The organism is Erwinia sp. 198, assembly GCF_003937915.1.
Taxonomy (GTDB): Bacteria; Pseudomonadota; Gammaproteobacteria; order Enterobacterales; family Enterobacteriaceae; genus Erwinia; species Erwinia aeris.
Map to the genome: position 1 here is coordinate 75033 of NZ_RHUM01000009.1, position 25249 is coordinate 100281.

At 53.9% G+C, this 25249-nt stretch carries 21 protein-coding genes; 14 read left to right on the plus strand and 7 right to left on the minus strand.

Features of this window, described 5'->3' with window-relative positions; translation table 11 throughout:
* Window positions 1-325: 325 nt before the first annotated feature.
* The 3 genes from EGK14_RS13910 to EGK14_RS13920 all read left to right on the plus strand — a co-directional run bounded on the left by EGK14_RS13910 (window position 326) and on the right by EGK14_RS13920 (window position 5691).
* Window positions 326-1348 carry an isopenicillin N synthase family oxygenase gene (locus EGK14_RS13910; protein ID WP_125289693.1) on the plus strand — a complete coding sequence of 341 codons (1023 nt, stop codon included), beginning with the start codon at window positions 326-328 and terminating at the stop codon, window positions 1346-1348.
* A 290-nt stretch (window positions 1349-1638) separates the two neighbouring features.
* Complete coding sequence (locus EGK14_RS13915) at window positions 1639-5136, plus strand: DEAD/DEAH box helicase (RefSeq protein WP_125289694.1); 3498 nt, start codon at window positions 1639-1641, stop codon at window positions 5134-5136.
* Window positions 5137-5142: 6 nt separating this feature from the next.
* A complete protein-coding gene (locus EGK14_RS13920; protein WP_125289695.1) occupies window positions 5143-5691 on the plus strand; it encodes a hypothetical protein in 549 nt (182 codons plus the stop codon).
* A gap of 85 nt (window positions 5692-5776) precedes the next feature.
* Here EGK14_RS13920 and EGK14_RS13925 read toward each other — a convergent pair whose 3' ends face one another.
* Window positions 5777-6142, minus strand: a complete 366-nt coding sequence (locus EGK14_RS13925; RefSeq protein ID WP_233598504.1) for a DUF6404 family protein — start codon at window positions 6140-6142, stop codon at window positions 5777-5779.
* Between the two features lie 1042 nt (window positions 6143-7184).
* On the opposite strand from EGK14_RS13925, the gene EGK14_RS13930 reads away from it, so the two are divergent.
* Window positions 7185-7586, plus strand: a complete 402-nt coding sequence (locus tag EGK14_RS13930; protein ID WP_125289696.1) for an H-NS family nucleoid-associated regulatory protein — start codon at window positions 7185-7187, stop codon at window positions 7584-7586.
* Between the two features lie 211 nt (window positions 7587-7797).
* Here the strand turns inward: EGK14_RS13930 and EGK14_RS13935 are convergent, their stop codons facing one another.
* Window positions 7798-8472, minus strand: coding sequence for a GntR family transcriptional regulator (locus EGK14_RS13935; RefSeq protein WP_125289697.1), 675 nt, complete (start codon window positions 8470-8472; stop codon window positions 7798-7800).
* 112 nt (window positions 8473-8584) lie between these two features.
* Here EGK14_RS13935 and EGK14_RS13940 point away from each other — a divergent pair, with 112 nt between their 5' ends.
* The 4 genes from EGK14_RS13940 to EGK14_RS13955 are packed head-to-tail and all read left to right on the plus strand — an operon-like array spanning window position 8585 to window position 12561.
* The gene (locus tag EGK14_RS13940; RefSeq protein WP_125289698.1) at window positions 8585-9265 is read left to right on the plus strand and encodes a DUF2848 domain-containing protein; all 681 of its coding nucleotides are present in this window, start codon (window positions 8585-8587) and stop codon (window positions 9263-9265) included.
* 11 nt (window positions 9266-9276) lie between these two features.
* Window positions 9277-10620 carry an amidase gene (locus EGK14_RS13945; RefSeq protein WP_125289699.1) on the plus strand — a complete coding sequence of 448 codons (1344 nt, stop codon included), beginning with the start codon at window positions 9277-9279 and terminating at the stop codon, window positions 10618-10620.
* Window positions 10621-10622: 2 nt separating this feature from the next.
* A complete protein-coding gene (locus EGK14_RS13950; RefSeq protein WP_125289700.1) occupies window positions 10623-11258 on the plus strand; it encodes a DUF4286 family protein in 636 nt (211 codons plus the stop codon).
* A complete protein-coding gene (locus EGK14_RS13955) occupies window positions 11251-12561 on the plus strand; it encodes an MFS transporter (protein ID WP_125289701.1) in 1311 nt (436 codons plus the stop codon). The genes EGK14_RS13950 and EGK14_RS13955 overlap by 8 nt, the downstream gene beginning before the upstream one ends.
* A gap of 424 nt (window positions 12562-12985) precedes the next feature.
* Here EGK14_RS13955 and ychF read toward each other — a convergent pair whose 3' ends face one another.
* A complete protein-coding gene (gene ychF, locus EGK14_RS13960; protein ID WP_125289702.1) occupies window positions 12986-14077 on the minus strand; it encodes a redox-regulated ATPase YchF in 1092 nt (363 codons plus the stop codon).
* Between the two features lie 340 nt (window positions 14078-14417).
* On the opposite strand from ychF, the gene EGK14_RS13965 reads away from it, so the two are divergent.
* From EGK14_RS13965 to EGK14_RS13980, 4 genes are all read left to right on the plus strand, one after another.
* Complete coding sequence (locus EGK14_RS13965; RefSeq protein ID WP_125289703.1) at window positions 14418-15899, plus strand: SulP family inorganic anion transporter; 1482 nt, start codon at window positions 14418-14420, stop codon at window positions 15897-15899.
* Window positions 15900-16034: 135 nt separating this feature from the next.
* The gene (locus EGK14_RS13970) at window positions 16035-16676 is read left to right on the plus strand and encodes an EAL domain-containing protein (RefSeq protein WP_125289704.1); all 642 of its coding nucleotides are present in this window, start codon (window positions 16035-16037) and stop codon (window positions 16674-16676) included.
* 209 nt (window positions 16677-16885) lie between these two features.
* Window positions 16886-18586, plus strand: a complete 1701-nt coding sequence (locus tag EGK14_RS13975) for an Hsp70 family protein (protein WP_125289705.1) — start codon at window positions 16886-16888, stop codon at window positions 18584-18586.
* The gene (locus tag EGK14_RS13980; RefSeq protein WP_125289706.1) at window positions 18583-19944 is read left to right on the plus strand and encodes a J domain-containing protein; all 1362 of its coding nucleotides are present in this window, start codon (window positions 18583-18585) and stop codon (window positions 19942-19944) included. Before EGK14_RS13975 ends, EGK14_RS13980 begins: the two co-directional genes overlap by 4 nt.
* Before the next feature lie 52 nt (window positions 19945-19996).
* Here the strand turns inward: EGK14_RS13980 and pth are convergent, their stop codons facing one another.
* Window positions 19997-20581: an aminoacyl-tRNA hydrolase gene (pth, locus tag EGK14_RS13985; RefSeq protein WP_125289707.1), complete on the minus strand. Its 585-nt coding sequence runs from the start codon at window positions 20579-20581 to the stop codon at window positions 19997-19999.
* A 260-nt stretch (window positions 20582-20841) separates the two neighbouring features.
* Here pth and ychH point away from each other — a divergent pair, with 260 nt between their 5' ends.
* On the plus strand, window positions 20842-21123 hold the full coding sequence (gene ychH / locus EGK14_RS13990) for a stress-induced protein YchH (protein WP_125289708.1): 282 nt from the start codon (window positions 20842-20844) through the stop codon (window positions 21121-21123).
* A gap of 72 nt (window positions 21124-21195) precedes the next feature.
* Here ychH and prs read toward each other — a convergent pair whose 3' ends face one another.
* The 3 genes from prs to lolB all read right to left on the minus strand — a co-directional run bounded on the left by prs (window position 21196) and on the right by lolB (window position 23766).
* Window positions 21196-22143, minus strand: a complete 948-nt coding sequence (prs, locus tag EGK14_RS13995; protein WP_124232585.1) for a ribose-phosphate diphosphokinase — start codon at window positions 22141-22143, stop codon at window positions 21196-21198.
* Between the two features lie 139 nt (window positions 22144-22282).
* Entirely contained in the window at window positions 22283-23146 is an 864-nt protein-coding gene (ispE, locus tag EGK14_RS14000) for a 4-(cytidine 5'-diphospho)-2-C-methyl-D-erythritol kinase (RefSeq protein ID WP_125289709.1), read from the minus strand.
* Entirely contained in the window at window positions 23143-23766 is a 624-nt protein-coding gene (gene lolB / locus EGK14_RS14005) for a lipoprotein insertase outer membrane protein LolB (RefSeq protein WP_125289710.1), read from the minus strand. Before lolB ends, ispE begins: the two co-directional genes overlap by 4 nt.
* A gap of 217 nt (window positions 23767-23983) precedes the next feature.
* On the opposite strand from lolB, the gene hemA reads away from it, so the two are divergent.
* Window positions 23984-25237: a glutamyl-tRNA reductase gene (hemA, locus tag EGK14_RS14010; protein WP_125289711.1), complete on the plus strand. Its 1254-nt coding sequence runs from the start codon at window positions 23984-23986 to the stop codon at window positions 25235-25237.
* Window positions 25238-25249 lie beyond the last annotated feature (12 nt).

Here is a 25249-nt window from a genome sequence, read left to right on the forward strand (position 1 = left end):
TTTCTGTTTTAAAATGATGTGGTTCTTTTCTTTTTTATTTCGGGTTAAGATGGTTGGGTAATATTATGGTTTTTCATTTTAATATTAATAAGTAATCTTGCGTGGCAGGCTGATTATTTATTTTCGGGCTGGTGGCTATCTTCTTAACAGGAAGGTTTAGCCGTTTCTTCTGATGGAGCTGGTCGGGTTTCAACGCAAAGAACAGGTAATAAACGAGGGAAAATGGCTTCCGATATTTGCATATAGATAGCAGAAATAGTTCGTAGAGATAGTACGGCTGGAGTGGCAATGTGGAACCAGGCCTCCTTCAGCCAGGATAAAAGTCATGAGCCAACAAAGTCCTTTAACGCTTCCGGTTATTGATTTCGCTCAATTAACCGGCTCGGCGCAGCAGCGTGCAGCCTTGCTTGAGTCGCTTGCCCGGGCGGCACGTGAGGCCGGTTTTTTCTATCTGAGCAATCATGGGATCGATCAGGCGTTAATCGACAGGGTGCAGCGGGTCGCTCGCGCGTTCTTTGCTTTACCGCCGGAAGAAAAACTCAGGGTCAAAATGGCGAATTCGCCGCATTTTCGCGGCTATAACCTTGCTGGCGTAGAGATAACCCGTAATCAGCCCGACTATCGCGAACAGTTCGATATCGGCGCGGAACGAGAAGCGCTACCCGTTTCGCCAGACATTCCGGCATGGCAAAGAATGCAGGGGCCTAACCAGTGGCCGCAAGCGCTACCGGAACTGCAACTTGTGCTAACGCGCTGGCAGCAGGAAATGACTGGGGTCGCGCTGAAACTGCTGCGCGCTTTCGCCGAGGCGCTGCAACTGCCGCGGGACGCTTTCGACGGCCTTTACGGCGCTTTCCCCAATGAGCATATCAAACTGATCCGTTATCCGGGGCGCACCGACAGCGAATCGCGTCAGGGCGTTGGCGCGCATAAGGATTCCGGTTTTTTGACGCTGCTGCTACAGGATGATAAGCCAGGTCTGGAGGTTGAGATTCGGCCAGGCGAATGGACAGCGGCGACGCCTTTACCCGGTTCATTTGTTGTCAATATTGGAGAACTGCTTGAGCTGGCGACCAACGGCTATCTGCGTGCCACCGTGCACCGCGTGATATCGCCGCAGACAACACAGGAGCGTTTATCTGTTGCCTTTTTCCTTGGCGCACAGCTTGACGCCGTGGTGCCGGTATATCAGCTGCCGGAAGCGCTGGCGAACCTGGCGCAGGGGCCGGACAGCGATCCGCAAAATCCGCTGCTGCGGGAAGTTGGCTGGAATTATTTAAAAGGGCGGCTGCGCTCGCATCCCGACGTAGCGCAGCGCTTCTATGCAGACTTCACTGAGCACTGTTGAGAAAAGCATGACTCCTGTCTGGCCTAACTATATTTGATAAAATTAAAGCGCCTCATCAACCTGGCGAGGTCGCTGAAATTCCGAAATATAGGGTGAAAGCTATTCAAAACTGACGCAACTCCTTGCGAAGCTGCAAGACAACTTAATAAACGATTGCGCGCAAATTTAAGTTAACCGGGGTCTACAAATATTCCTGTTTTTCCTGGCTAAAGATTCATTTCAGCGCAGAAAAACAAATGTGCAGAAACCGGGAGTAGCTTGCTGGTCTGGTCGCGATAACTGAATGAGTATTGACAGTTGATTTTTATTTGCCTATCTTTCTTCGTTTGCTTATCGCTACAGTGTTTTACGAAATGTGCCTTTCGTCTACTGGTCCAGAAAATATACATATCCCTGTCTGTGCAGGCTATTTTAATGGGGATATTCTTTTTGACGTAACAGGATTACCTCGTGAGCCGGGAGCCGTGCCGGATCACGTCGCCAACTGCTTTGCTATTTTAACGCGCGGCATGCCTTCTCGCCCGACGCCTCAGCTTCTTGCGCATTTCGGCTGCCGCTGGCAGGATTTGCAGCACGCTCCTTTGTGGTTGATAGCCAATTCATCACCTTATTGGGGCGAATCGATTCGGGGAAACGATCAAGGCAATAATCCTGCGCTAACGTTTTTCGATGAAATTATGCCTGAATATCTCGGGCGCTGGACATTTATACAAAACCTTATTGTTCCCGAGTATCCTCTGTTCCGTGAACTGGGGGCGCCACGTAATTTAGTCAGGGAAGATAATTCAGAAAGAGTGGATTTTTACCTTCCTCAGGCTGAGTTGGTGATTGAAATTGACGGGGGACAGCATAAAAGTGCCAGACAAACGGCGAAAGACAATGAAAGAGAGCGTTTTCTCGAACGCTATGGCATAGAAACGCTTCGCCTGAAAACAGAAGATCTCCGCAGTAAAAATGCGCATTTCACTGATTTTATCGATCGCCTTAAGCTGCGCTGCGAAAACAGTTCCCTTCTTAGCGCTTACCATCATTTTCTGGCGACAGCACAAGATTCAACTCCTTCGCTGCGCTACGATTTGACGGCCACACTCCGGTTACAGGTTGCGCTTATCCTTGCTGTAGCCTGTGGCTGTCTGGATTTATCTGCCCCAGAATGGCGACTGCACGTTACTCAGGATTTCCCTGAAAATCAGGGCAATACATGGGTAAATTTCGCCGTCGATGAGTTATTCAGCTGGTTTGAGTTATTTGCACGACTAAACCACACGACGTTCACCCGACCTGATATTATTTTTAGCTCTGATGGTCTTCATTTTGCTATGCGCCTCTTCCAGCGGGCTGACGATAACGCTGCCAGTGATCAAGGGATTGGTATCTATACGGGAGCCGTGCAATATCTGCCGTTTTGCTATGGAGAAGAGAAATTAAAAAAGAAAATCAGAATACGGAGTGGCAGCAAATCCTACCTCATTACAGAAAAAGCGGCTAAACAGCAGCAGAACGCCGTTTTGCCCGCATTGGCAGACCTGAGTGAGCTTAATTACCGTATCTTTGGGCATGATAGTTTTCGACCAGGACAGGAAACCCTGATTTTAAATGCGTTATCCGGCCAGAAATCTTTAGGGCTTATGCCGACAGGCGGAGGAAAATCGCTCTGCTTCCAAATTCCAGCCCTGCTTAGTCAGGGAACGACAATCGTAGTTGTGCCGATAAAAGCACTGGGGCGCGATCACTGCGCGGAACTGGAAGCTGTAGGCTTTACAGGAAGAACGGTAAATATTGACAGCAATATGCCCGCCGTCCTGAGGGATAAAATTTACTTTCGCAGAATATTAAGCGGCGAAATGCGTTTTGTCTTTGTTTCACCTGAGCGATTCCAGACTGAAAGCTTCCGTCGTATTATTGATAGCCTGCGTCAGGCTGAACAGCTACGTATGTTCGTCATTGATGAAGTACATTGCATGAGTGAATGGGGGCATGATTTCCGTCCTTCTTACCTGACGTTGCCCGGTACTTTACGTAAGCTTGCGAAAGACGTGCCGTTAATTGGATTAACAGCTACCGCCAGCGTCAACGTGCTTAGAGATATTCAAAGTGAATTTCAAATTCCTGATGAACTGGTAGCTTATGAGATGCACAGAGGCCGCACTGAACTGAATTTTTCTATCCGTAAAAATAAAAGTTCAGCTGAAGTTGTGGTGCAGGAAGTAATGAATATTCTGGCTAAGCAGACGGAGACGGGAAGCCCGCCGATACATATATTCTCGCCTTATGCCAATGGCGTAAATGGCGTAGAGTTTTTATCAAATGCGCTTGCTGATGCCAAAGGTGATTTGAAAATCGGTTTTTTTTCGGGGGCTGCGCCACGTAATTTCAATCCGGATAAAGCATGGCAACGGCTACAGGATAGTCACCTGATGGCCTCGCCAGATTATGAGCGTTATAAAAAAACGGTGCAGGCTTTCTGGAAGCAGGGCAAGCTTGACGTTATTGTCACCACTAAGGCCTTTGGCATGGGGGTGAATAAACCTGATGTTCGGCATACATTACATGCCGGTATGCCGGGTTCAATGGAGGCATTTTACCAGGAAGCAGGGCGTGCCGGGCGCGATCGGCGTCCCGCCGTTTGCCATATGCTTTTTCAGCCTGAATCCGATGATGCCGAGCATATCTGGCTACGATTGCAGGCTAATTTGACGCCGGAAGCGGTTCAGAAAGAGATTGATGCACGCAGCCAGAATAGCAGAGGCGATTTTCGTTCCCAGCTATGGTTTCTGCGTCAGGGACTCATCTCGCTGGAAGAGGAGCAGGCTTTGCTGGCGCGGCTGCATACTCTTGTCCGTGAATGGTCGCAGGAAATACAGGTTATCCATGTCAGGCAGCTCAGCGAGGTGCCACAGAATGGATTACGTTTCCAGCTAACGCTTTTTCGATTGTATCAAATGGGTATTATCGAACCCTGGACCGTAACGGATTGGGGGCGAGGCGGAGCGGAAGAGCTTTCCGTGCAGGCGGTCGAAGTCCGGCGGTTAAATACGAGTTTTGTCGGCGCCTGTAGCGCCGTGATGTTGCGGATCCAGTCAGTAGACGGCAAAGGCGCTGAATCGGCGACGTTGGAAAAACTAAAGGCGCTCGCGAAGCAGAAGGAGAACTGGCCAGGACTTTATCAACTCTTATTGGCATGGGTCAGAAGAACTCAACTTGGTAGCCGACTGCAATCGACCTGGAACCTGTACAACGCTTGCCTGAACTTCACGCCCGAGCAGGTCGTTGTGTTTCGCGACACGCTGGAGTCTTTCTTTAAAGTGGACAGCAACGCTTTCCGCCTGGCCTCTCTGCGAGATATGCCTCTTAATGAGGCGGCCGTTGCGCTTAACAGCCTTATAACCGTAAACGGTACTCATGAACTTCCTGATCGAATGCTTCTGAATAAACTGGCCGCTCAGCTGGCTCGTTTACTGGAGGGAACTCAGGAAAGCAGAGGGCTGAACCTGGCCGCAGCCTGTCTGCAGCTTTTAACGGAACAAACGTCGACTAACGAAGCGAGCAGGCGCTTTCGCCAGGCCGTGCCTGATGACGTACTGTCTTTCTGGCATGGCGCTGGTGGTCTTTTATTATCACGCGTTGGCAGGGCTAATGCTTCTGCAGGCGAAACCATTGGCGGCTGGTTGCTTAACGAAAAACCGGCTCGCCACGAGCTGTTGGCTATTCATAATGCCCTACCGGCAAAAGTCATTGAGGCTGCGCTTTTTCATGAGGTCGCCGCTGAGCTGGCCCAAATTTTGTGAGGAAACATGTCTTTTGAGGAAGGTTTTGACGCTATCGCCAAAGTAAAAGCTTCAGGCGAAAAGCTGGGCGAAACGGTTAACAGGATAGCAGAGCTGGAAGGCTGGCTGAGCCAACTTTATCAGGCACATAATCAGGCTGAAGATGTTTTTAAAAAAGCGACATTGGCAATTGATTCGTTACAACATACAGTCGCGGAGATAACCGAGCGGCAAATAGAGTTACAGGAAGAAGTCCAGACGCTGCCTGAAGCCGTACGACAGGTACTTTTATCAGCTGACCAGCGGTTGGCAGCGCAACAGGAAGAAAATGCGCGGATGATGGCGCAGTTTCCGGCCATGATTAACGATGCGATTGACACAAAGCTGACGGCGATCGTCAGCCAGATGGAAGTTCGGCTTAGTGAGCGCTTACGCGACGAGCTAAAAGATACCCGTATCACACTGCGTGATACGCTGGAATATGGTAATAACCGCACGGAGATGCGCCTGGATGAAATAAAAAAGGAAATCATTGCCGAACTGCCGCGTGGGCTGTTTGGCCGTCGCAAGGGATAAGTGAAGCTGGAGGCATGCCGGCCCATTTTCAGAGCCGGCAAACCCTCTTACGACCATAGCCACTTAACACTTAGTCAGACGCTGGCTATAGCTTTTCCCACGCTGGCAGGTGATTAGCTCGTTTTCGCCATTCCTGGAACGCCGCCATAATCACCCCGAAAAACAGACCGGCTATCAGCGTCGAAGTGGCGGCATAAAGCAGCGTGGCTCCCTGAGATTTCCAGAAAATAAACCACATTACTATCCCCCAGAACGGCGTATAGACGACGGCAAAGCTGAAAAAGTTCGTCCAGAATGTTGAGAAGGGCGGTGGAGGCACATGGATCCCCAACCGCCACAGAAATATATGGCACGGAGGAGCATAGATGCTGGGCCACATCCCCCTGCCTTCCATAATCGCCATCGCGCGTTTTTTTCTTTTTTCGAAAACTGAGTCCCCGGTCATTTGCATACCCCCTCTTGTTTTTCTTTTGTCTAATTATAACGGAAGGGTCAAAAAATATACTTTTATCGATATTTTTTAGAAAATTCTGGAGACGCGATCGGGGGGCGGAAAAATTAGTTATAATCCAGCAGGTTAATCTGTCTCCCCCTGGTGGGAGTCTGCGCTTTATGCGTCGATAAAAATAAATTATTAGCCAGTAAGTTGACGTGGAACCGATTGGTAATTGGATGATCTTTATCAGGGCCCTAAGTAGTTGCCTGGCGCTTACCTCCAGTCCGCGTTGTCGATGCATTACGCTGGCGCAGACGACAGCGGGAAGGCAAGGCGCAAGTCGTGCCGATTCGCTTAAAAAGGGTAGAGCCCGGTGCCCGGGGGCGTCTTTCTCCTTATTTAATCCGGCCTGACTGCTGATCAACTGTAAGTAGGCTTGTTGCTCGTCAGGGCTGATAAGCAGGGATAGTGAGGAAAATCCGCTCTGGCTTACCGGCAAACGTGCTGAGAGGGCATTTTCGGGAAATTCCTTTTAAAGGTTGAAATTGTTAATATAATTATTGAAGGTTATGCAGCGGTACTGCTCAGTGAAATAATGGCCTGGCGGAGGATCTGTCGTACAGGTAAGCCAGCTACCTTTTTATGATTTTTTATAGATTTCCTATAAGATTTTCAGGCAGGGCGCTAATAACCATTCTGCTGCCGGCAGCATAAAGACATCAACTACTTTTGATGTTCCCGGTAGCGGGATTAGACTATCAGGCTCAATTTCAGGATTTTTTAAAAAGTTAATGATGGTGGCGAGGTCAGGACTTACTTCGACAATCAGTATAAATCAGGCAAGTGGTTTTTAAAGTAAATAAATTTTCAGATAAACGTCGAGCCCGGCAGGTTCCCTGAGTTATCTCCTTTCTTTAAGTCATTAATTGAATATAATTCCCGCAGACTCCTCTGATAATCGCCCATCAACTTAAATCACAACGCAATAAATGGTACCCTTGCCGCTGACGGCGAACGATCGCCGTTTTATTAATCAGTAGATTTAAGGAATTGATGTATGAGTTTTACCCTGAGCAGCCTGAAAAATATCCGTTCGCTACGTGCACAGGCGCGCAATATGGCTACAGAGGATCTTGAAGAGATACTATCGAAGCTGAAAGTTATTGTGAATGAACGTCGTGAAGCCGTCAGCGCGCAGGCAGCAGAAGCCCGCGAGAAGGCGGAAAAGCTGGCAATGTATCGTGAGCTGATGCTTGAAGACGGCATTTCACCGACAGAACTGGTCAATCATTTGCCGCCCGTCGGCCGTATAAAAAAGAAACGCGCGCCTCGTCCCGCAAAATATAAGTACCTCGACGGCAATAATGAAGTCAGACACTGGACCGGCCAGGGCCGCACGCCGACGCCTATTAAGCATGCCATTGCAAACGGTCAGTCGCTGCATGATTTCCTGATCTAATCGATCGGGCATCAGGTAATAAGGCAGAACGTTAAGGCTGCCTTATTTTGCCGTACGGCTCTTTGAGAGCAATATAGCAACCACGCCGTGCAGAGTGTTCTTCTGGCGCTGAAGCGTAACTTCCGTTGGTGATAAAGCCGGCTCCGCAAAGCGATCGTTGCGCTAAACCACCCAAGCCAGCCAGCTCTGGTTGCAGGCTGCGCTCAGCTTTTCAGGTAGAGAGCAGCGCGCGTTTAAAAGAGTCAATATGCGCGCGGGTGGCTGCCGTCACGCGCTGAATATCCCCGGAGGCCAGCGCCGCAATAATTTCATTATGCTCAGCGATAACCTCATCCATATGGCTGACGCTCGACAGCGTTGTCGCCCAGAAGCGCTGCGCCTGCGCGTGAATAACGCTCAGAATATCCGCAAGCCGACGGTTGCCCGCGATGTCCGCCAGCACCTGATGAAACTCGCGATCCAGCAGCATCATCTGCTCTCTGTTACGTGACCCGCCTGCAAACGCAATCTGCTGATTCAGCTCGCGCAGCTGGTTAAGGTGCGCCTTATTTACTTTCTGGCTGGCAAGCTGCGCACACAGCGTTTCGTTAACCAGCCGCACCTCAATCAATTCCAGCGCATCATCGATCGATAACGGGGCGACCATAACGCCCTTGCGGGGAATTATTTGGAGCAGCCCTTCGGTAGCCAGGCGGTGGATCGCCTGATTGATCGGCGTGCGTCCCATTTCCAGATCGTCCATCACCTGTGCGGTATTGAGATAATCGCCGGGCTTGTAACGCAGCGTGATCAGCCTGTGCCTGAACGCCAGATAGGCCTGTTCGTTCAGCGACAGATATTTTTTCCGCTCGATCGGGTTCACATTTTCACCAGCTGACTCATTCATGATGCCGTTCCTGTTTAAGCCTTTGCGACATATTACACAAAAAGCTGGCATGAAAATCGCTAGTTTGAAATGCGAGTGAAATTTCACTCTAATTTTAAATAAGGGGTTTGCCATGCACCTACAGTTTATTACCGGCGACGATGCCGCTGCCAGACTCGATGTCGACATAACCCGGTTTGTTATTGCAGGCTGGGCAGGGCGCGATCGGGACGCTGTCCTGCACCATATTCGTGAGCTGGAGGCGTTAGGCGTGCCTGCTCCTGGTGCAGTGCCGCTCTTTTACCGCGTCGCCACTAATCAGCTCAGCCAGAACGCCTCGCTGGAAGTCGTGGGCAACGAAACATCCGGCGAAGCCGAACCTTTCGTCTTTTTTCATCGCGGAGAGTGCTGGGTTTCTCTTACCTCCGATCACACCGATCGCTATCTGGAAACCTTCAGCGTTGCGCTTTCCAAGCAGGCCTGTATCAAACCGGTGGCAAGCGGCGCGTGGCGCATGAGCGAAGTGGCTGAACACTGGGATGCGCTGGAGCTGACTTCCTGGATAAAAGAGCAGGGCGAGTGGGTGGTTTATCAACAAGGTTCGCTGTCGTCGCTGCTAACCCCACAGGAGCTGCTGGCGCGCTATCTGGAGGACAAAACGGCTGCTGACGGCCTGGCCATGTCCTGCGGCACGCTGAGCACTATTGGCGGCATCCGTCCGGCCAGCGAGTTTCGGATGGCGCTGCACGATCCGGTGCTGGGCCGCACGCTGGAGCACGCTTACCGCACCGGCGCGCTGCCGGTCGTCGCATAAGGAGCACGGCTATGACGACACTCTGGCAAGCGAGTCAGCAGCTACGGGCGGGTAACGTTCAGCCTGAAACATTCACGCACGCGGCATTGGCTGCCTTGCGCGATCCTGAAAAAGAAGGCGTACGCGTTTTCATTACTCGTTATGAGGCGTCTGCTACGCAGCAGGCTAATGAGGCGGGAGCGCGCTGGCAAGCACGGCAATCAAGGAGCCCGATCGATGGACTGCCCATCAGCATCAAGGATCTGTTTGATGTCAAAGGCGAGGCGACGACAGCGGGCTCGCGGCTGTTAAGCGATGCGCCGGTGGCTACGGCGAACGCGAGCGTGGTAGATAAGCTCAGTCGGGCCGGCGCCGCGATAGTCGGTAAGACCAATATGACCGAGTTCGCATTCTCCGGGCTGGGCATCAATCCGCACTACGACACGCCTGCCAACCCGTGGCGGCGCGAGGAGAAACGTATTCCCGGCGGCTCCTCTTCCGGCGCGGCGGTGGCCGTGGCGGATGGGCTGTGCCTGGGCGCCATAGGTACCGATACCGGCGGTTCCGTACGTATTCCCGCCGCGCTCTGCGGCCTGACCGGCTTTAAACCTACCGCCAGCCGAATCGATCAGGCGGGCACGTTGCCGCTTGCGCCTTCGCTGGACAGCATTGGCGTTATTGCGCATGACGTTCGCAGCTGCTGGCTGCTTGACAGCATCATTGCCGAAAAGCCTCTTGAGATGCGGGAGTCGGATCTGCGTCACGCCCGCTTTGCCATACCGCAAACTCGCGTGCTGGACGATCTGGATCGGGACGTAGCGCAGGCGTGGCAGTACGCGCTTGATCTTCTCCGGGAAGCCGGGGCCAGGCTGGTGGCCTTGCCGCTTACCGAGCTGGAGGAGCTGAACAGCCTGAACGCGCGCGGCGGCATTACGGCTTATGAAGCCTGGCAATGGCATCAGCGGACGGCTCTGGCCCGGCCCGAAGCTTACGATCCGCAGGTGCTGATGCGCCTGCAGCGCGGCAGCCAGCTGACTGAACAGGATGCCGCTGAACTTTATCAGCAGCGCGCAGCCTGGCAGCGCCGTATCAACACGGCGCTGGAAGGTTTCGACGGGTTGCTGATGCCCACCGTGCCGCAGGTTGCGCCGACTATCGCTTCGCTGGACGAGCCGCAGCGTTATATGGAGATCAATGCCCTGATGCTGCGTAACACCAGCGTGATCAACATGCTGGATGGCTGCGCCATCTCCTTACCCTGTCACCAGACCGGTCATGCGCCGGTTGGCCTGAGTCTTGCTGCCGTTCATGGCGACGATGCCCGCTTAATCAGCTGGGCTGTTGCCGTGGAAACTGCCCTTAACCGGAGATCCTGAAGATGAACCAACCTCACGGCATGCTGTTTGTCGCCACCAATATTGGCGCGGATGACGAAGCGGATTTTAACCAGTGGTATGACCATGAACACGTTGAGGAGCGCGTGGCCATCAGCGGCTTTTTAAGCGGCACGCGCTACCAGGCGATTAACGCCGAACGTAAATATCTGGGTCTGTATGAAACCGAATCCCTGGAGGCTTTTACCAGCGCTGACTATCACGCGGCGTTTACGCGCCAGACCGAATGGTCGGTGAAAAATCTGCAAAAAATGGTCAACCCGATGCGCCGGGTCAGCACCGTTACCCATACCCACGGTAAAGGCACCGGCAGCCAGCTGGCGGTGGTCACGCTTGCGCAAGCGGTCGACAGCGCGGCGCTGAGCGCCTGGCAGCAGCAAATCGGCCAGACGCCGGGCTATATCACCTCCTGCCTGCTGACGCCCGATGTGGATCTGAGTACGCCCCTGCCGATGGAAGGGAAAGAGAACCGCCAGATGCTGCCGATGCTGCTTATCAGCTGTAGCGAGGCGTCATGCTGCGATCGGCTGGCTTCCGTCGCGGCGAAGCTGCTGACGGGCGAGGTGCAGCGCTATGCCCTTAGCTGGACATTAACCCGACAGGAGATGACTCATGGATGATACGCACCCCACGCTGCATCAGGCGGTACGCCCGAAGCGGAGCAAATCAAAAACGGGTCGCCTGGCGGCGGCCAGCTCGATTGGCACCGCTCTGGAATGGTATGACTTTACCGTTTACAACATCATGGCCGCGCTGGTGTTTAACCACGTGTTCTTCCCCAGCTTCGATCCGCTGGTCGGGACGATCCTGGCGTTCTCCACCTATGCGGTCGGTTATATTTCGCGGCCGCTGGGCGGCTTTGTCTTCGGCCATCTTGGCGATGTTGCCGGTCGTAAGGCGGTGCTGATTATTACGCTGGTGATTATGGGCGTCACGACCGCCCTGATGGGGCTGCTGCCTGGCTATGCGATATGGGGGATCTGGAGCCCGATCCTGCTGGTGGCGTTGCGCTTTGTGCAGGGCATTGCGCTTGGCGGCGAGTGGGCCGGCGCGGTGCTGCTGTCGATGGAACATGGTGATGCCGACAAGCGCGGCCGCAATGCTTCTTTCGCTCAGGTAGGGCCTTCCTGCGGAACGCTGATCGGCACCGGATTTATTACCCTGGTGACGATAGCCATGAGCGCCGGACAGTTTCAGGCATGGGGCTGGCGCATTCCTTTTCTGCTGAGCCTGCTGCTGGTGATGTTTGGCCTGTGGCTGCGTCGGGGCGTAGAAGAGACGCCAACCTTTGTGGCGATGCAGGCAGCGGAGAAAACCACACACACACCGCTGAAAGAAGTTTTTCTTAACTACCCTAAACAGCTGCTGATCGCCGGTGGCGCACGTATCGGGTCGGATGTGCTGTACGCGCTGGTGGTAGTGTTCACGCTGACCTATGTCACCACCGTTCTGCATATGCCGCGCCCGCTGGCGCTGCTGGCGACGATGCTGGGCGCCATTGGCAATGCCGTTACCGTGCCGATGTTCGGCGCCTTGTCGGATAAGTGGGGAAGGCGCCCGGTTTACATTACCGGCGCGCTGCTGGCCATCGTCTGGTCGTTCGTGTTTTTTGTGCTGCTCGACAGCACCCAGCCGGTATTAATCGTGCTGGCAGTGATTGGTGGCTTGCTGATCCATGCCATGATGTACGGCCCGCAGGCGGCGTTTGTCACCGAGCAGTTTCCCGGTCACGTACGTTACGCTGGCTCCTCGCTCGCCTATACGCTGGCCGGGATTGTTGGCGGCGGTTTCGCACCTTTAATTATCACCACGCTGTATAAAGAGATGGGCAGTACGCTGTGGGTGTCGCTGTATGTTTGTCTGGCGCTGGCGATAACGTTGTTTGCCGTGTGGAAAGCGAAAGAGACGGCGCACCACCGCTAAAACAGGTGGCGAAGGAATGCCACAACATATTATTTTCCCTGTTATGGATGCGCTCTGCTTCTACTGCACCCGATATCTCTTCGATCGACGAACCGCGAACAGCGCTGAAAAAATCAGCCGGCGGCGGCTTTTTTACTTGTGGCAGGCAGCTATAGCTTATACCGGCTATTAAACCTGAACGGACGTAATTTATCGGTAGTGATTGTAAGAGCGAGGACCAGGGATACATCTATCTGCAATATATTATTAAAAATAATAATGCCTGTCAGGAAGCGATAAAAACCATGAAGGAAAGCTCACTGTTATCTTTAGTTAAGGCTTGCGGGGGAAGATTCCTGCTTCATAAATAAAAAGCCATCTGCATAGCAGATGGCTTTTATATAAAATTTACTTTTCTCTGCGGCTGACAGGTATCAGCGGTAGATTAGACGTTAAACAAGAAGTTCATCACATCGCCATCTTTCACGATGTACTCTTTGCCTTCTGAACGCATTTTACCGGCTTCTTTCGCGCCCTGTTCACCTTTATAGGTGATGAAATCTTCATAGGCGATGGTCTGAGCACGGATAAAGCCTTTCTCAAAGTCGGTATGAATTTTACCGGCGGCCTGCGGAGCAGTGGCGCCAACCGGAATAGTCCAGGCGCGCACTTCTTTCACGCCAGCGGTGAAGTAAGTTTGCAGGTTCAGCAGAGCATAACCGGCGCGAATAACACGGTTCAGGCCCGGCTCTTCGATACCCAGCTCGGCCATAAACTCTTCGCGATCGGCATCTTCCAGCTCGGCGATGTCGGATTCAACGGCGGCACAAACCGGCACGACGATGGAACCTTCTTTAGCCGCGATTTCACGCACCTGATCCAGGTACGGGTTGTTTTCAAAACCGTCTTCGTTAACGTTGGCGATATACATGGTTGGCTTCAGCGTCAGGAAGCTCAGATAGCGGATGGCCGCTTTGTCTTCTTCGCTCAGATCCAGCGAGCGCAGCATCCCGGCATTGGACAGGTGCGGCAGGCATTTTTCCAGCGCGGCCTGTTCAGCTTTTGCGTCTTTATCGCCGCCTTTCGCACGCTTCTGCACGCGTTGCAGCGCGCGTTCGCAGGTATCAAGGTCAGAAAGCGCCAGCTCGGTGTTGATCACTTCAATATCGTCAGCCGGGTCAACTTTGTTGTTAACGTGGATGATGTTGTCGTTTTCAAAGCAGCGGACAACGTGACCGATGGCTTCGGTTTCGCGAATGTTGGTCAGGAACTGGTTGCCCAGGCCTTCGCCTTTCGACGCGCCTTTTACCAGGCCCGCGATATCCACAAATTCCATGGTGGTTGGCAAAATACGCTGTGGCTTGACGATCTCCGCCAGTTTGTCGAGACGGGAATCGGGCATTGGCACCACGCCGGTATTCGGCTCAATGGTACAGAACGGGAAGTTTGCCGCTTCGATGCCCGCTTTGGTTAACGCATTGAACAGTGTGGATTTCCCGACGTTAGGCAGGCCCACAATACCGCATTTGAATCCCATGTTTGAATCACCTTAATTAATTGCAGGGGAAGAAATCTTCCCCGGTAAGCTGGTTAGCACAAGTTTTTGCGCATTATACACGTAATTATCGCCTGGATGGCGGGGATTTCTACCCGCGCGAGGGAGAAGGGGGTTGAGATCTTGCTCACGTTTTCACATACTGACAATCTTTGACAACAGATGGAGAAAGCCGCAGATGCACTGCTTCCTGCTTACGCCACCCTGAAATCTCCCTTCCAGGCAACATCTGTTGCGCTTCTCGTCTTCCTGGCGAGTTCAAACTGTGTCCCAAACTGGCGGCGCGGTAATCACCTGCATTTAATAAAAAACGGAAATCTGTATGTTCAAACTGAGCAACCTCAGGGCTGCCGACGTCAAAAATGACGTGCTGGCCGGCGCTGTTGTCTCTGTGGCCCTTATTCCGGAAGCCACGGCCTTTTCTCTGCTGGCCGGTTTGTCACCGACAATTGGTCTGCATACCGCCTTTATACTTGGCCTGATCACCGCGCTGTTCGGCGGCAAGCCGGGAATGATCTCCGGCGCGGCCGGCTCGATTGTGGTGGTGCTGGTGAGCCTTATTCAGACTCACGGCTATGAATACGTGCTGCTGGCGACGATTTTCGCCGGGCTGATCCAGCTGGCTATTGGCCTCTTCCGCCTGGGGAAATTTATCCGCCTTGTGCCGCAGCCGGCTATCTACGGTTTTGTAAACGGACTGGCTATCGTTATCGCGCTGGCGCAGATCCCGATGATTAAAAACCAGGGGCCGGTCATGTATGGCCTGGTGGCGCTGGCGATGCTGATCGTCTGGCTGTTTCCTAAATTTACCAAAGTCATTCCCGGCTCGCTGGCGGCACTCATTGCTATCAGCGCCATTGCCATCGGCTTTGGACTGGATACCAAACGGGTAGGGGATTTGGCCGATATCTCCGGTACGCTGCCGTTCTTCCATCTGCCGGAAGCGCCGTTAAGCTGGGCCACGATGAAAATTGTGCTGCCTTATTCGGTGATTATCGCGCTGGTTGGGCTGATAGAATCGCTGTTAACCCTGGCAGTGCTGGATGAAATGGGCAGTAAAAAAGGCAACGGCAACAAAGAGTGCGTGGCGCAGGGTATCGGCAACACGCTGTGCGGCTTCTTTGGCAGCTTTGCGGGCTGCGCGATGATTGGACAGTCGATCATCAACTTTACCTCCGGCGGGCGTGGACGCATCTCTAACCTGGTCGGCGCAGTATTGCTGATCCTGTTTGTGGTCAGCCTGTCGAAATATATCGCCCTGCTGCCGGTAGCGGCGCTGGCCGGTATTATGTTTGTGGTCTGTATTAATACCTTTGAGTGGAGCTCGCTGCGCCGTCTGAAACGTATGCCAAAGCCCGATGCGGTGATCATGATTGCGGTCACGGTGGTCACCATCTATACCGATCTGGCCATGGCGGTGATTTTTGGCGTGATCATCTCCGCGCTGGTTTTTGCCTGGCAACATGCCCGCATCAGCATCCTGGCGCAGGAAGAGCGCGGCGAGCAAAAGACCTATCGGCTGGAAGGGCCGCTGTTTTTCGCCTCTGCCGCCAGTTTCCAGGAACTGTTTACCCCAGCAAAGGATCCGCAGGAAGTGGTGATTGACTTCGCCCGTACGCGGGTGATGGATTCCAGCGGCGTCGAGGCCATCGATAAATTGACCGCCCGCTATATAGCGGAAGGAAAAAGCGTCAGGCTGCGGCACCTTAGTGAAGATTGCATCAGCCTGTTAAAACAGGCAGGACCTTTCTGTAGTCACGAGCTGGATGCGCCTGATTATAAAGTTGCGGCCGACAGCGACTAAAAGCGTAAAGCTAAGGCTGGCCCTGCCGATATATATAAAAATCGTTATGTTGCCAGTGATTTAGATTAAATCACTGGTTTTTTACGATATGACAAAAATAATCACTGGCAGGGCGTCCTGAGCTGGCTATAAAGCATGACTGATAATTACTGTTACGTTCCGATTCACTCTCTTAGCGGCGAGCTGATTGCGCTTGAGCTCACCGTTTTACCACACCAGACCGCGCCGCAAGCCGAGGATGCCGAGCGCCGATTGTTGGATCAGCTGCTGACGATAGAACGCTACGCGGACTATTTTCAGCTGCACGGGCTGCTGTGCTGCCTGACCATCGATTTTCCGCTGGCTTGCGCGGTAACCGAATCGCCTTTTATCCAGCAAATCCTCAGCCAGCTGCCTTTTTTGCGGCTGAAGCTTTCTGAAAATTTCCCTAACCTGCACGACGGGCCAAACAACCCACTGCTGCGGGCGTTAACAGATCGGCTAAATATCTTATGGCTGGATGATTTAGGGGCAGGCGATGCCAATCTGAACGCGTTACAGTCGAAGATGTTTGAAGTAGTTAAGCTGGATCGGCAGTTTTATCTCGATAATATCAGCAAGCCGTTCTTTAACGTGCTGATTGCTCATATCCGCCGCTATACCAATCGCGTGCTGGTGGAGGGCGTAGAGAACGGAGGGCAGCTGGAGAAGCTGGCAGCCAACAAAGTCTGGGGCGTGCAGGGCTACTATGCGCAGACGATGGCGCTGGACGCGCTTGATGGCACGGATGGAGGTTAACGGTTAGCCAGAACCGGAAGCCAATAGCTGTTTGACGTAGGGTTCAATCTATTTTGGGGAAGAATATTCCGCTCCCCTTCAGGCCTGGCTGAGAGTTTGAAACAATGGATAGCAGCTCTTTACCTGAACAGAAAAAGTTATTTATAAGCATCGAATAACGTTTCCTTATCTGAAATTAAATGGCTTCCACAGGGAAGTAAGGACAACTCATGGCAATTGAGCAGGTTATAGGAATTGACCTTGGAACCACTAATAGTGCGGTTTGCGTCTGGCAAAATGGGCAAGCCGTTTTAGTCCCGAATAAATGGGGCGAGGTATTAACGCCCTCGGTTGTAGGCCTTGATGAGCAAGCTAATCTGATTATTGGACGTCCGGCGCGCGAACGGCTGCAAAGCCATCATGCGCTGACCCAGGCGAGTTTTAAGCGTTATATGGGCACGGAGGTTTCGCTGGCACTTGGTTCCAGGCAATTTCGTGCCGAAGAGTTGTCGGCATTATTACTGCGCCAGCTCAAAGAGGATGCGGAAAGCTGGCTTGGGCAAAAATTAACGCAGGCCGTTATTACCGTACCCGCTTATTTTAATGACGTTCAGCGTCGGGCGGTGAAAAATGCTGCCCGGCTGGCTGGGCTGGACGCAATACGCTTGCTTAATGAGCCAACCGCCGCGTCACTTGCTTTTGGCCTGCTGGAAAATCGTGAGCAAAAATACCTCACTTTCGATCTTGGCGGCGGGACATTTGACGTATCCGTCATTGATATGTTCGAGGGCGTGGTGGAAGTTCGTGCCAGCAGCGGCGATATCCGGCTTGGCGGCGATGATTTCTCACAGGCGATTGTACAGTGGATGCTGAGCCAGCATCCCGAGCTGAAATCTGCGCAGGCCGGGCTGGCAGCGGCGCTGCTGGCAAAAGCGGAAAGCATGAAGCAAATGCTGAGCCACGCTACCGAGGCTAAGGCTTCGCTGGAATGGGCCGGTCGACAGTGGAGCTGGACTTTTACGGAGGCTCAGCTGGCCGAGTGCAGCCAGCCGCTGCTGATGCGTTTACAGCGTCCGGTACAGCAGGCGCTGCACGATGCGCGTTTTTCTCTTCAGGATCTCGACCACATATTGCTGGTGGGCGGCGCAACCCGTATGCCGCTGGTTCGACAAACCGTTGCGCGGCTTTTTGGGCGTTTCCCTCGCCACGATCTCAATCCAGACGAAGCCGTTGCGCTTGGCGCAGGCATACAGGCCGGAATGGTGATGGCCGATGCTGCGGTCGAAGACATTATTCTTACCGACGTGATGCCGTTTTCCCTCGGCATTGAGGTGGTTAAGCGCCATGGTAATCAGGTTGAACCCGGCTTTTTCCTGCCGCTTATTGAGCGCAATACCTTTTTGCCGGTAAGCAAAACCGAGACGCTGAATACAGTTAGCGACAATCAAACCTGCGTACTGCTGAAAATATATCAGGGAGAAGGGCGCAGGGTTCAGGATAACGTTTTTCTCGGCGAAATGAGTATTGATGTTCCTCCTCGACCGGCAGGTGAACTGACCGTTGACGTGCGGTTCACCTACACGCTGGACGGCTTGCTGGAAGTGGAGTGTCGCTATGACGGCAGTCCGGTAATAGCACGGCTGGTGATAGAAAAGGTACCGGGGCAGATGAGCGAAGAGCAAATTGCCGCCAGCCTGCAAAAGCTGGCCGATATTAAACAGCATCCTCGCGATCGCCAGGAAAATCGTGAGCTGCTCGCTCGCTGTTCGCGCCTTTATGAACGCTTACTTGGCGATGAGCGAGCATGGATGGATCGGCTGACTACCGCGTTTGAACAGGCGCTGGAGAGTCAGGATCTTCGCCGTATTGCCTCATCAAGAGAAGATGCAGAACACTTTTTACAGCAGTACAAAGAGGGCCTCCTGCCATGAGCATCTGGCAGGCGCTTGAACTGTCACCCACGCGTGATGAAGGAGAAATCCGCCGTGCGTATGCCCGCCAGTTAAAAAAACATCGACCGGATAGCGATCCGGCAGGCTATCAGCAACTGCGTGAAGCATTCGATGAGGCAAAGCGACGGGCGCAGGCTGACATTATCGTTGATCACGAGGACAGCACTGCCGATATTTTACCGCCGATACAGGAGAAGCACGAACCTGAGCCTCTGATCCAACAGGGTGAAGTCGCCAACGGCTTTACCGTTGGAGAAACAGCCGTCCCCCCTGAAGCAGATTTGCTGTACAGCGAAAAGGAGCTGCATAAACTGGCGTATCAGCTGGTAAACACAGAAATGACAGGCATTATTATGATGAATCGCCTGTCTGAGAGAGTGTTCAAAGCGGGGAGCCTGCAGCAGCAACAGCTTTTCCATCGACAGCTTGCGGCTGCGCTGGCAGAGAGCCCCGGTTTGACCGAAGGCCTGCTTGAACGCGTCAGCGGCCTGTTGGGATGGGGAATGGACGAGTACGACTACAGCCATATTATTCCGTATCACATTCAGGAGGCGCTGCATGAACAACTACGCGAAACTGAAGTGAACCGGGCATGGAAAGAGATGGAGGCAGAGGAGAAGCACGGCACGATGCTCAACAGGGCAGCGATTCGCCTGCTAAAGAGCGATAGCGAAAAGGTGCCTTTCTGGATACGCCTGATACCGGGCATGCTCACGCTCCTTGCACAACAGGCAAACAGGCTGGGGTATTATTTTCCTGAAATTGTTCCAGGGCTAAATCAGCCTGTGCTGCGGTTCCTGAGTCAACCTCGCGCGGCGCTCAGCTGGCAGGGGATTTTTTTGCTGGTATTCTGGGCGTTGGTCTTTAATGCGGTTATCCCCCTGTCGGGCATTAATACCACCGTTAGCGCTATCGCTGTTCTGACAGTGATGTTTTACCTGTATATCAACGACGCCGTCATGCTGGGCCTTCAAAGCAGGCCGCAATGGGTGAAGTGGTTTCTCTTTACCGAATTTATTTTCTCGCTGATGGCGATCCAGCTATTTTTTGGCGGACTGTTTTTTGCCGCCATCGTTACTATGCCGCCTTCCGGTCATGGCGGCGTTGCGCTGGTTATGCTGCTTGCGATACTGGTGTTGTCGATGGTGTTTTGGGCGGCATGGCCACAAGGCATCCCTTTTATACGCTGCCCCGGCAGAGTAATGAGCCGAATCTTTGCCAGCCCATGGAAGTTAATGGAATGGATGGATTTTTCATGGTTTTCGGTTATTTGGGCGCTACTCTGCCTGGCCGTATTTGTTCTGACTGGCGTAGCGCTGCTTAAGCTCTTTGCTTAATCCAGACGGCTGGTTGAGCGCTTTTATCAGCAATCAGCCAGCCTTAATTGGCTTAACCTTTAAAACTGTGCAGCCGGTTCATCGCCTTTAGCCTGTCTTCCTTCAGCCACACCTCGGTACAGCGCGCCGCTTCGTCAATGGCGTTGTCGATCAGCGTCTGTTCCGCCGCCTGCGGCTTGCCCAGGACAAAACCCACGACCTTATTGCGATCGCCCGGATGGCCGATACCGATGCGCAAACGGTGGAAGTTCAGGTTATTACCCAGCCTGCTGATAATATCTTTCAGGCCGTTATGGCCGCCGTGACCGCCGCCCTGTTTGAATTTTGCCACGCCCGGCGGCAGATCCAGCTCGTCATGCGCGACCAGGATTTCTTCCGGCGCGATACGGTAAAAGGTCGCCATTGCCGCAACGGCCTTGCCGCTCAGGTTCATAAAAGTCGTCGGCACCAGCAGCCTGACGTCTTCGCCACCGATATTGAGCCGGGCCGTATAGCCGTAAAACTTGCTCTCTTCTTTTAACGACTGATTGTGTCGTTGAGCCAGTAAATCCACATACCAGGCGCCCGCGTTATGGCGCGTGGCGGCGTATTCCGCACCGGGATTGGCAAGGCCGACAATCAGTTTAATGCTGCTCACTTGTCTGTTTTCCTAAAAGGCTGCATCAGGGAAGGGCGCTAGTGTACTAAGAGCGGCGACAGAACTCAAAAGTGCGCGCGAAATCACAATAGTTGATCAACGTGATAATGCGTTTTCTATAGAAAAATCAGCGAGGTGCGCGTAAAGTTTTGTCAAACTTTTAGCAACAAATGTGATCTGGCCCGCAACGGATCCGCCAGCCATTGCATAAACTTATGGCACTAACCGCACAGGAATGCACTGGCATCTGGAGGTGACAAATGAAACGCAGACACGCTAATTTAACCGGCAACGCCCTGATGGTGATCGGCTTAGCCGTCATGGTAACCGGTATAGGCTATGCCGTACTGAATCAACTGCCGCAGTTACAGCTGCCGCAAATGCTGGTTAACGGCTCTATTTTCGCCATCTTTATCGGCGCGCTGATGTGGTTGGTCGGCGCCCGTCTTAGCGGCCGCGAAAAAATCACCGATCATTACTACTGGGTGCGCCACTATGGCGACAAGCGCTGCCGTCGCGCTTCCGGACACGGCCATCACTGATAGCCGGTTACGCCATAAAAAAAAGCGGGACAGATAATCTGTCCCGCTTTTCGTTTAGCTGCAGCTATTCGATTAGTGCTCAAACATCGCAGAGATAGACTCTTCGTTGCTGATGCGGCGAATAGCCTCCGCCAGCATGCCGGAGAGCGTTAGCGTACGCACGTTCGGCAGGGCTTTGATCTCTTCCGGCAGTGGAATGGTGTCGCAAACCACCACTTCGTCAATCACGGAATGACGCAGGTTTTCTACGGCATTGCCGGAGAAAATAGGGTGAGTGGCGTAAGCGAAGACACGTTTCGCACCACGCTCCTTCAGCGCCTCGGCGGCTTTACACAGCGTGCCGCCGGTATCAATCATGTCATCAACCAGCACGCAGTCGCGGCCCGCTACGTCACCGATGATGTGCATCACCTGCGAAACGTTGGCGCGCGGACGACGCTTATCGATGATAGCCATATCGGTATCGTTCAGCAGCTTAGCGATAGCGCGGGCACGCACCACGCCGCCGATGTCCGGCGAAACCACAATAGGGTTTTCCAGACCGATTTGCAGCATGTCTTCCAGCAGGATTGGGCTGCCGAAAACGTTATCAACCGGGACGTCAAAGAAGCCCTGAATCTGTTCAGCATGCAGATCCACAGTCAGAACGCGGTCAACGCCGACGCTGGACAGGAAATCCGCAACTACTTTAGCCGTGATAGGCACACGAGCAGAACGCACGCGACGGTCCTGACGGGCATAGCCAAAATAGGGGATAACAGCGGTAATACGACCAGCGGAAGCGCGGCGCAGGGCATCCACCATAACAACCAGTTCCATCAGGTTATCGTTGGTAGGTGCACAGGTGGACTGGATGATGAAAATATCACCACCGCGTACATTTTCATTGATTTGTACGCTCACTTCACCATCACTGAAACGACCGACGGCGGCGTCGCCCAGGCTAGTGTAAAGGCGGTTGGCAATACGTTGTGCTAGTTCCGGGGTGGCGTTACCAGCAAAAAGCTTCATATCAGGCACGAGAAGAACCTCAGGCTTTGCGTCCAGAGAATGAACATCTGAGTCAGCGGCACTGGGCGGTATACCGCTGACGGGTCCATACGGGTGTAATCGAGCGCCGCGCCGCTTCAGGAACAGGGTGAAGCGGTCGCCGCGGCTCTTATTGCTCGGAAAGGTAGCGGTGCAGCGGCGAAACGTTAACGCCTCGCGCAATAAAGCCCTGCCACTTTTTCAGAGCAAGCTCAGCCACCTGACGGGCAGCGGGCTCGGTGTCAAATTCAGCGAACACGCAAGCGCCGGTTCCGGTCAGGCGCGACGGCGCGTATTCTAGCAGCCAGGAAACAAGCTGTTCAACCTCGCGAAAACGTTTTCTTACTACTGGCTCACAATCATTGCGGTAATTATCCGCTAATAACTGGCTGATTTCCCTTACCGGCGTGTCGCGGATCAGTTCAGGATCGTTAAACACCACCGGCGTTGAGATGTGAACGCCAGGGTGGATCACCAGATACCATTTTTCTGCCGGGTTAACCGGCGTCAGCGTTTCGCCAACGCCTTCAGCGAAGGCGGCAAAGCCATGCACAAAAACCGGCACGTCCGCGCCCAGCCGCAGGCCCAGCGTCGCCAGCTCGTCAAAACTGAAGCCGGTTTGCCAGTAGTGATTCAGCGCCACCAGCACGGTAGCGGCGTCCGAAGAACCACCGCCCAGCCCGCCGCCCATCGGCAGCCGTTTTTCGATAGCGATCGAAGCGCCTGCGTTTTCCGGCAGGACGCCCTGCTGCCTGGCGCGCGTTTGCAATAGCCTGGCCGCGCGAACGATCAGGTTCTCTTCGTCCGGCACGCCCTCAACCGGCGTCAGCAGCGTAATCTGGCCGCTGCTGTCGGGCTGGATGCTTAACGTGTCGCCATAGTCCAGAAACTGGAACAGCGTTTGCAGCTCATGATAGCCGTCAGGACGACGGCCGGTAATGTAGAGGAATAAGTTAAGTTTAGCGGGCGCGGGCCACTTAGCGACCGCCGTCATTTTACCGTCCAGCCATCCATTTTCAGCTTGATGCGCTGATCGCCTTCGCGCAGCTCCATATTGGCCGGCAGGGCAGGCTGCTGCTTGTTGTCATAGGCCTGATAGGTCACCGTCCACTGCTGGCCGTTACGGCTGTAGTTGACTTCACGCAGACGATATTTATCGTCCAGCGCGTAGTCGGTGGACTCGCCCGGCAGGCCCATCATCCACTGGCGCAGGCTGTTGAGCGGAATATCCATGCCGGTCAGCTGCGAAATCATCTTCTCGGCGTCGTTGCTGGTATAGCGCTTGCCTTTATTGTCGACCAGCTGTACCACGCTGCCCTGTGCGTCCAGCTGGAGCTCGGTGCTGCCCAGCGGGTTGGTCAGCAGCAGACGATAGCGATCCGGCGCGGTTTGCTGCCAGTTGAAACGGGCGTAAACCTTTTGCTTGTCGGACAGATAGGCAAAAGCGCCGCGCGTCTGATACTGGGTGATTTTTTCGACAGCCTGCTGATGCTGCTGCCACTGTGGCGAGGTGACGCTTTGTCCTGGCCCCTGGGGTTTATTAACGCTACAGGCAGCCAGCAGCACGCTGGCAAGCGGAAGAAGCCGCAACAGGCGGCGATTCGACATAAACATGGGGACTCCTCAGACTCCGTTCAGGCGCTGACGCGCAAAGTAACCGTTCAAACTATCGACCGCCAGGGGCCGCGTCAATACTCAATTTGACCTGTTTCGTGCTGAATAGCTATATCAATCGCAGTGAACGGCGAATGTGGCTTTTCTTGATCTCGCGCATCTTGTAGAATGCGCCTCACAAAACCCTATCAACAGTGGGATCTCCCAGACCTGACTCATGACGTTGCTGGCACTCGGAATAAATCATAAAACGGCTCCTGTGGCTCTGCGCGAACGCGTGACGTTCTCGCCGGATACGCTGGATCAGGCTCTCGACAGCCTGCTTGCTCAGCCGCTGGTACAGGGCGGCGTCGTGCTGTCTACCTGTAACAGGACCGAGTTATACCTTAGCGTTGAACAACAGGAAAACCTGCAGGAACAGCTGGTAAAATGGCTGTGCGACTATCATCAGCTCAGCGCCGATGAAGTGCGCAAAAGCCTGTACTGGCACCACGATAACGAGGCCGTCAGCCACCTGATGCGCGTCGCCAGCGGGCTGGATTCGCTGGTACTGGGCGAGCCGCAGATCCTGGGCCAGGTGAAAAAAGCCTACGCCGATTCGCATCGCGGCCACACTATCTCCAGCGAGCTGGAGAGAATGTTCCAGAAATCCTTCTCTGTCGCCAAGCGCGTGCGCACGGAAACCGATATCGGCGCCAGCGCCGTTTCCGTGGCCTTTGCCGCCTGTACGCTGGCGCGGCAGATCTTTGAGTCGCTGTCTACCGTCAACGTGCTGCTGGTTGGCGCGGGCGAAACCATCGAGCTGGCCGCGCGCCATCTGCGCGAGCATAAGGTGCAGAAGCTGATTATCGCTAACCGCACCCGTGAACGTGCCCAGAAGCTGGCCGACGAGGTTGATGCCGAAGTCATCAGCCTGGCGGAGATCGACGCGCGTCTGGCAGAGGCCGACATTATCATCAGTTCTACCGCCAGCCCGCTGCCGATTATCGGCAAGGGAATGGTGGAGCGCGCGCTGAAACAGCGCCGCAATCAGCCGATGCTGCTGGTGGATATCGCCGTGCCGCGCGACGTCGAGCCGGAGGTGGGCAGGCTGCCTAACGCCTATCTCTACAGCGTGGACGATCTCCAGGCGATAATCGAAAGCAATATGGCGCAGCGTAAAGCGGCCGCCGTGCAGGCGGAAACTATCGTTGTGCAGGAAAGCGACGAGTTTATGTCGTGGCTGCGCGCCCAGAGCGCCAGCCAGACCATCCGTGAGTATCGTTCGCAGGCCGAGCAGGTGCGCGCCGAGCTGGAAGAGCGCGCCCTGACGGCGCTGGCTCAGGGCGCGGATGCGCAGGCCGTGCTGCGTGAGCTGGCCCATAAGCTCACCAACAAATTGATCCACGCCCCAACCAAATCCCTTCAGCAGGCCGCCCGCGACGGCGATGACGAACGCCTGCAGATTTTACGCGACGGCCTGGGGCTGTAGCGTTTTTACCTC

What these genes read in the sequence shown, in the direction of transcription:
- EGK14_RS13910 (WP_125289693.1), top strand. Translation starts at nt 326, where the DNA reads ATGAGCCAACAAAGTCCTTTAACGCTTCCGGTTATTGATTTCGCTCAA.
- EGK14_RS13920 (WP_125289695.1), top strand. Translation starts at nt 5,143, where the DNA reads ATGTCTTTTGAGGAAGGTTTTGACGCTATCGCCAAAGTAAAAGCTTCA.
- EGK14_RS13925 (WP_233598504.1), bottom strand. Translation starts at nt 6,142, where the DNA reads ATGCAAATGACCGGGGACTCAGTTTTCGAAAAAAGAAAAAAACGCGCG.
- EGK14_RS13930 (WP_125289696.1), top strand. Translation starts at nt 7,185, where the DNA reads ATGAGTTTTACCCTGAGCAGCCTGAAAAATATCCGTTCGCTACGTGCA.
- EGK14_RS13935 (WP_125289697.1), bottom strand. Translation starts at nt 8,472, where the DNA reads ATGAATGAGTCAGCTGGTGAAAATGTGAACCCGATCGAGCGGAAAAAA.
- EGK14_RS13940 (WP_125289698.1), top strand. Translation starts at nt 8,585, where the DNA reads ATGCACCTACAGTTTATTACCGGCGACGATGCCGCTGCCAGACTCGAT.
- EGK14_RS13945 (WP_125289699.1), top strand. Translation starts at nt 9,277, where the DNA reads ATGACGACACTCTGGCAAGCGAGTCAGCAGCTACGGGCGGGTAACGTT.
- EGK14_RS13950 (WP_125289700.1), top strand. Translation starts at nt 10,623, where the DNA reads ATGAACCAACCTCACGGCATGCTGTTTGTCGCCACCAATATTGGCGCG.
- EGK14_RS13955 (WP_125289701.1), top strand. Translation starts at nt 11,251, where the DNA reads ATGGATGATACGCACCCCACGCTGCATCAGGCGGTACGCCCGAAGCGG.
- ychF (WP_125289702.1), bottom strand. Translation starts at nt 14,077, where the DNA reads ATGGGATTCAAATGCGGTATTGTGGGCCTGCCTAACGTCGGGAAATCC.
- EGK14_RS13965 (WP_125289703.1), top strand. Translation starts at nt 14,418, where the DNA reads ATGTTCAAACTGAGCAACCTCAGGGCTGCCGACGTCAAAAATGACGTG.
- EGK14_RS13970 (WP_125289704.1), top strand. Translation starts at nt 16,035, where the DNA reads ATGACTGATAATTACTGTTACGTTCCGATTCACTCTCTTAGCGGCGAG.
- EGK14_RS13975 (WP_125289705.1), top strand. Translation starts at nt 16,886, where the DNA reads ATGGCAATTGAGCAGGTTATAGGAATTGACCTTGGAACCACTAATAGT.
- EGK14_RS13980 (WP_125289706.1), top strand. Translation starts at nt 18,583, where the DNA reads ATGAGCATCTGGCAGGCGCTTGAACTGTCACCCACGCGTGATGAAGGA.
- ychH (WP_125289708.1), top strand. Translation starts at nt 20,842, where the DNA reads ATGAAACGCAGACACGCTAATTTAACCGGCAACGCCCTGATGGTGATC.
- ispE (WP_125289709.1), bottom strand. Translation starts at nt 23,146, where the DNA reads ATGACGGCGGTCGCTAAGTGGCCCGCGCCCGCTAAACTTAACTTATTC.
- lolB (WP_125289710.1), bottom strand. Translation starts at nt 23,766, where the DNA reads ATGTTTATGTCGAATCGCCGCCTGTTGCGGCTTCTTCCGCTTGCCAGC.
- hemA (WP_125289711.1), top strand. Translation starts at nt 23,984, where the DNA reads ATGACGTTGCTGGCACTCGGAATAAATCATAAAACGGCTCCTGTGGCT.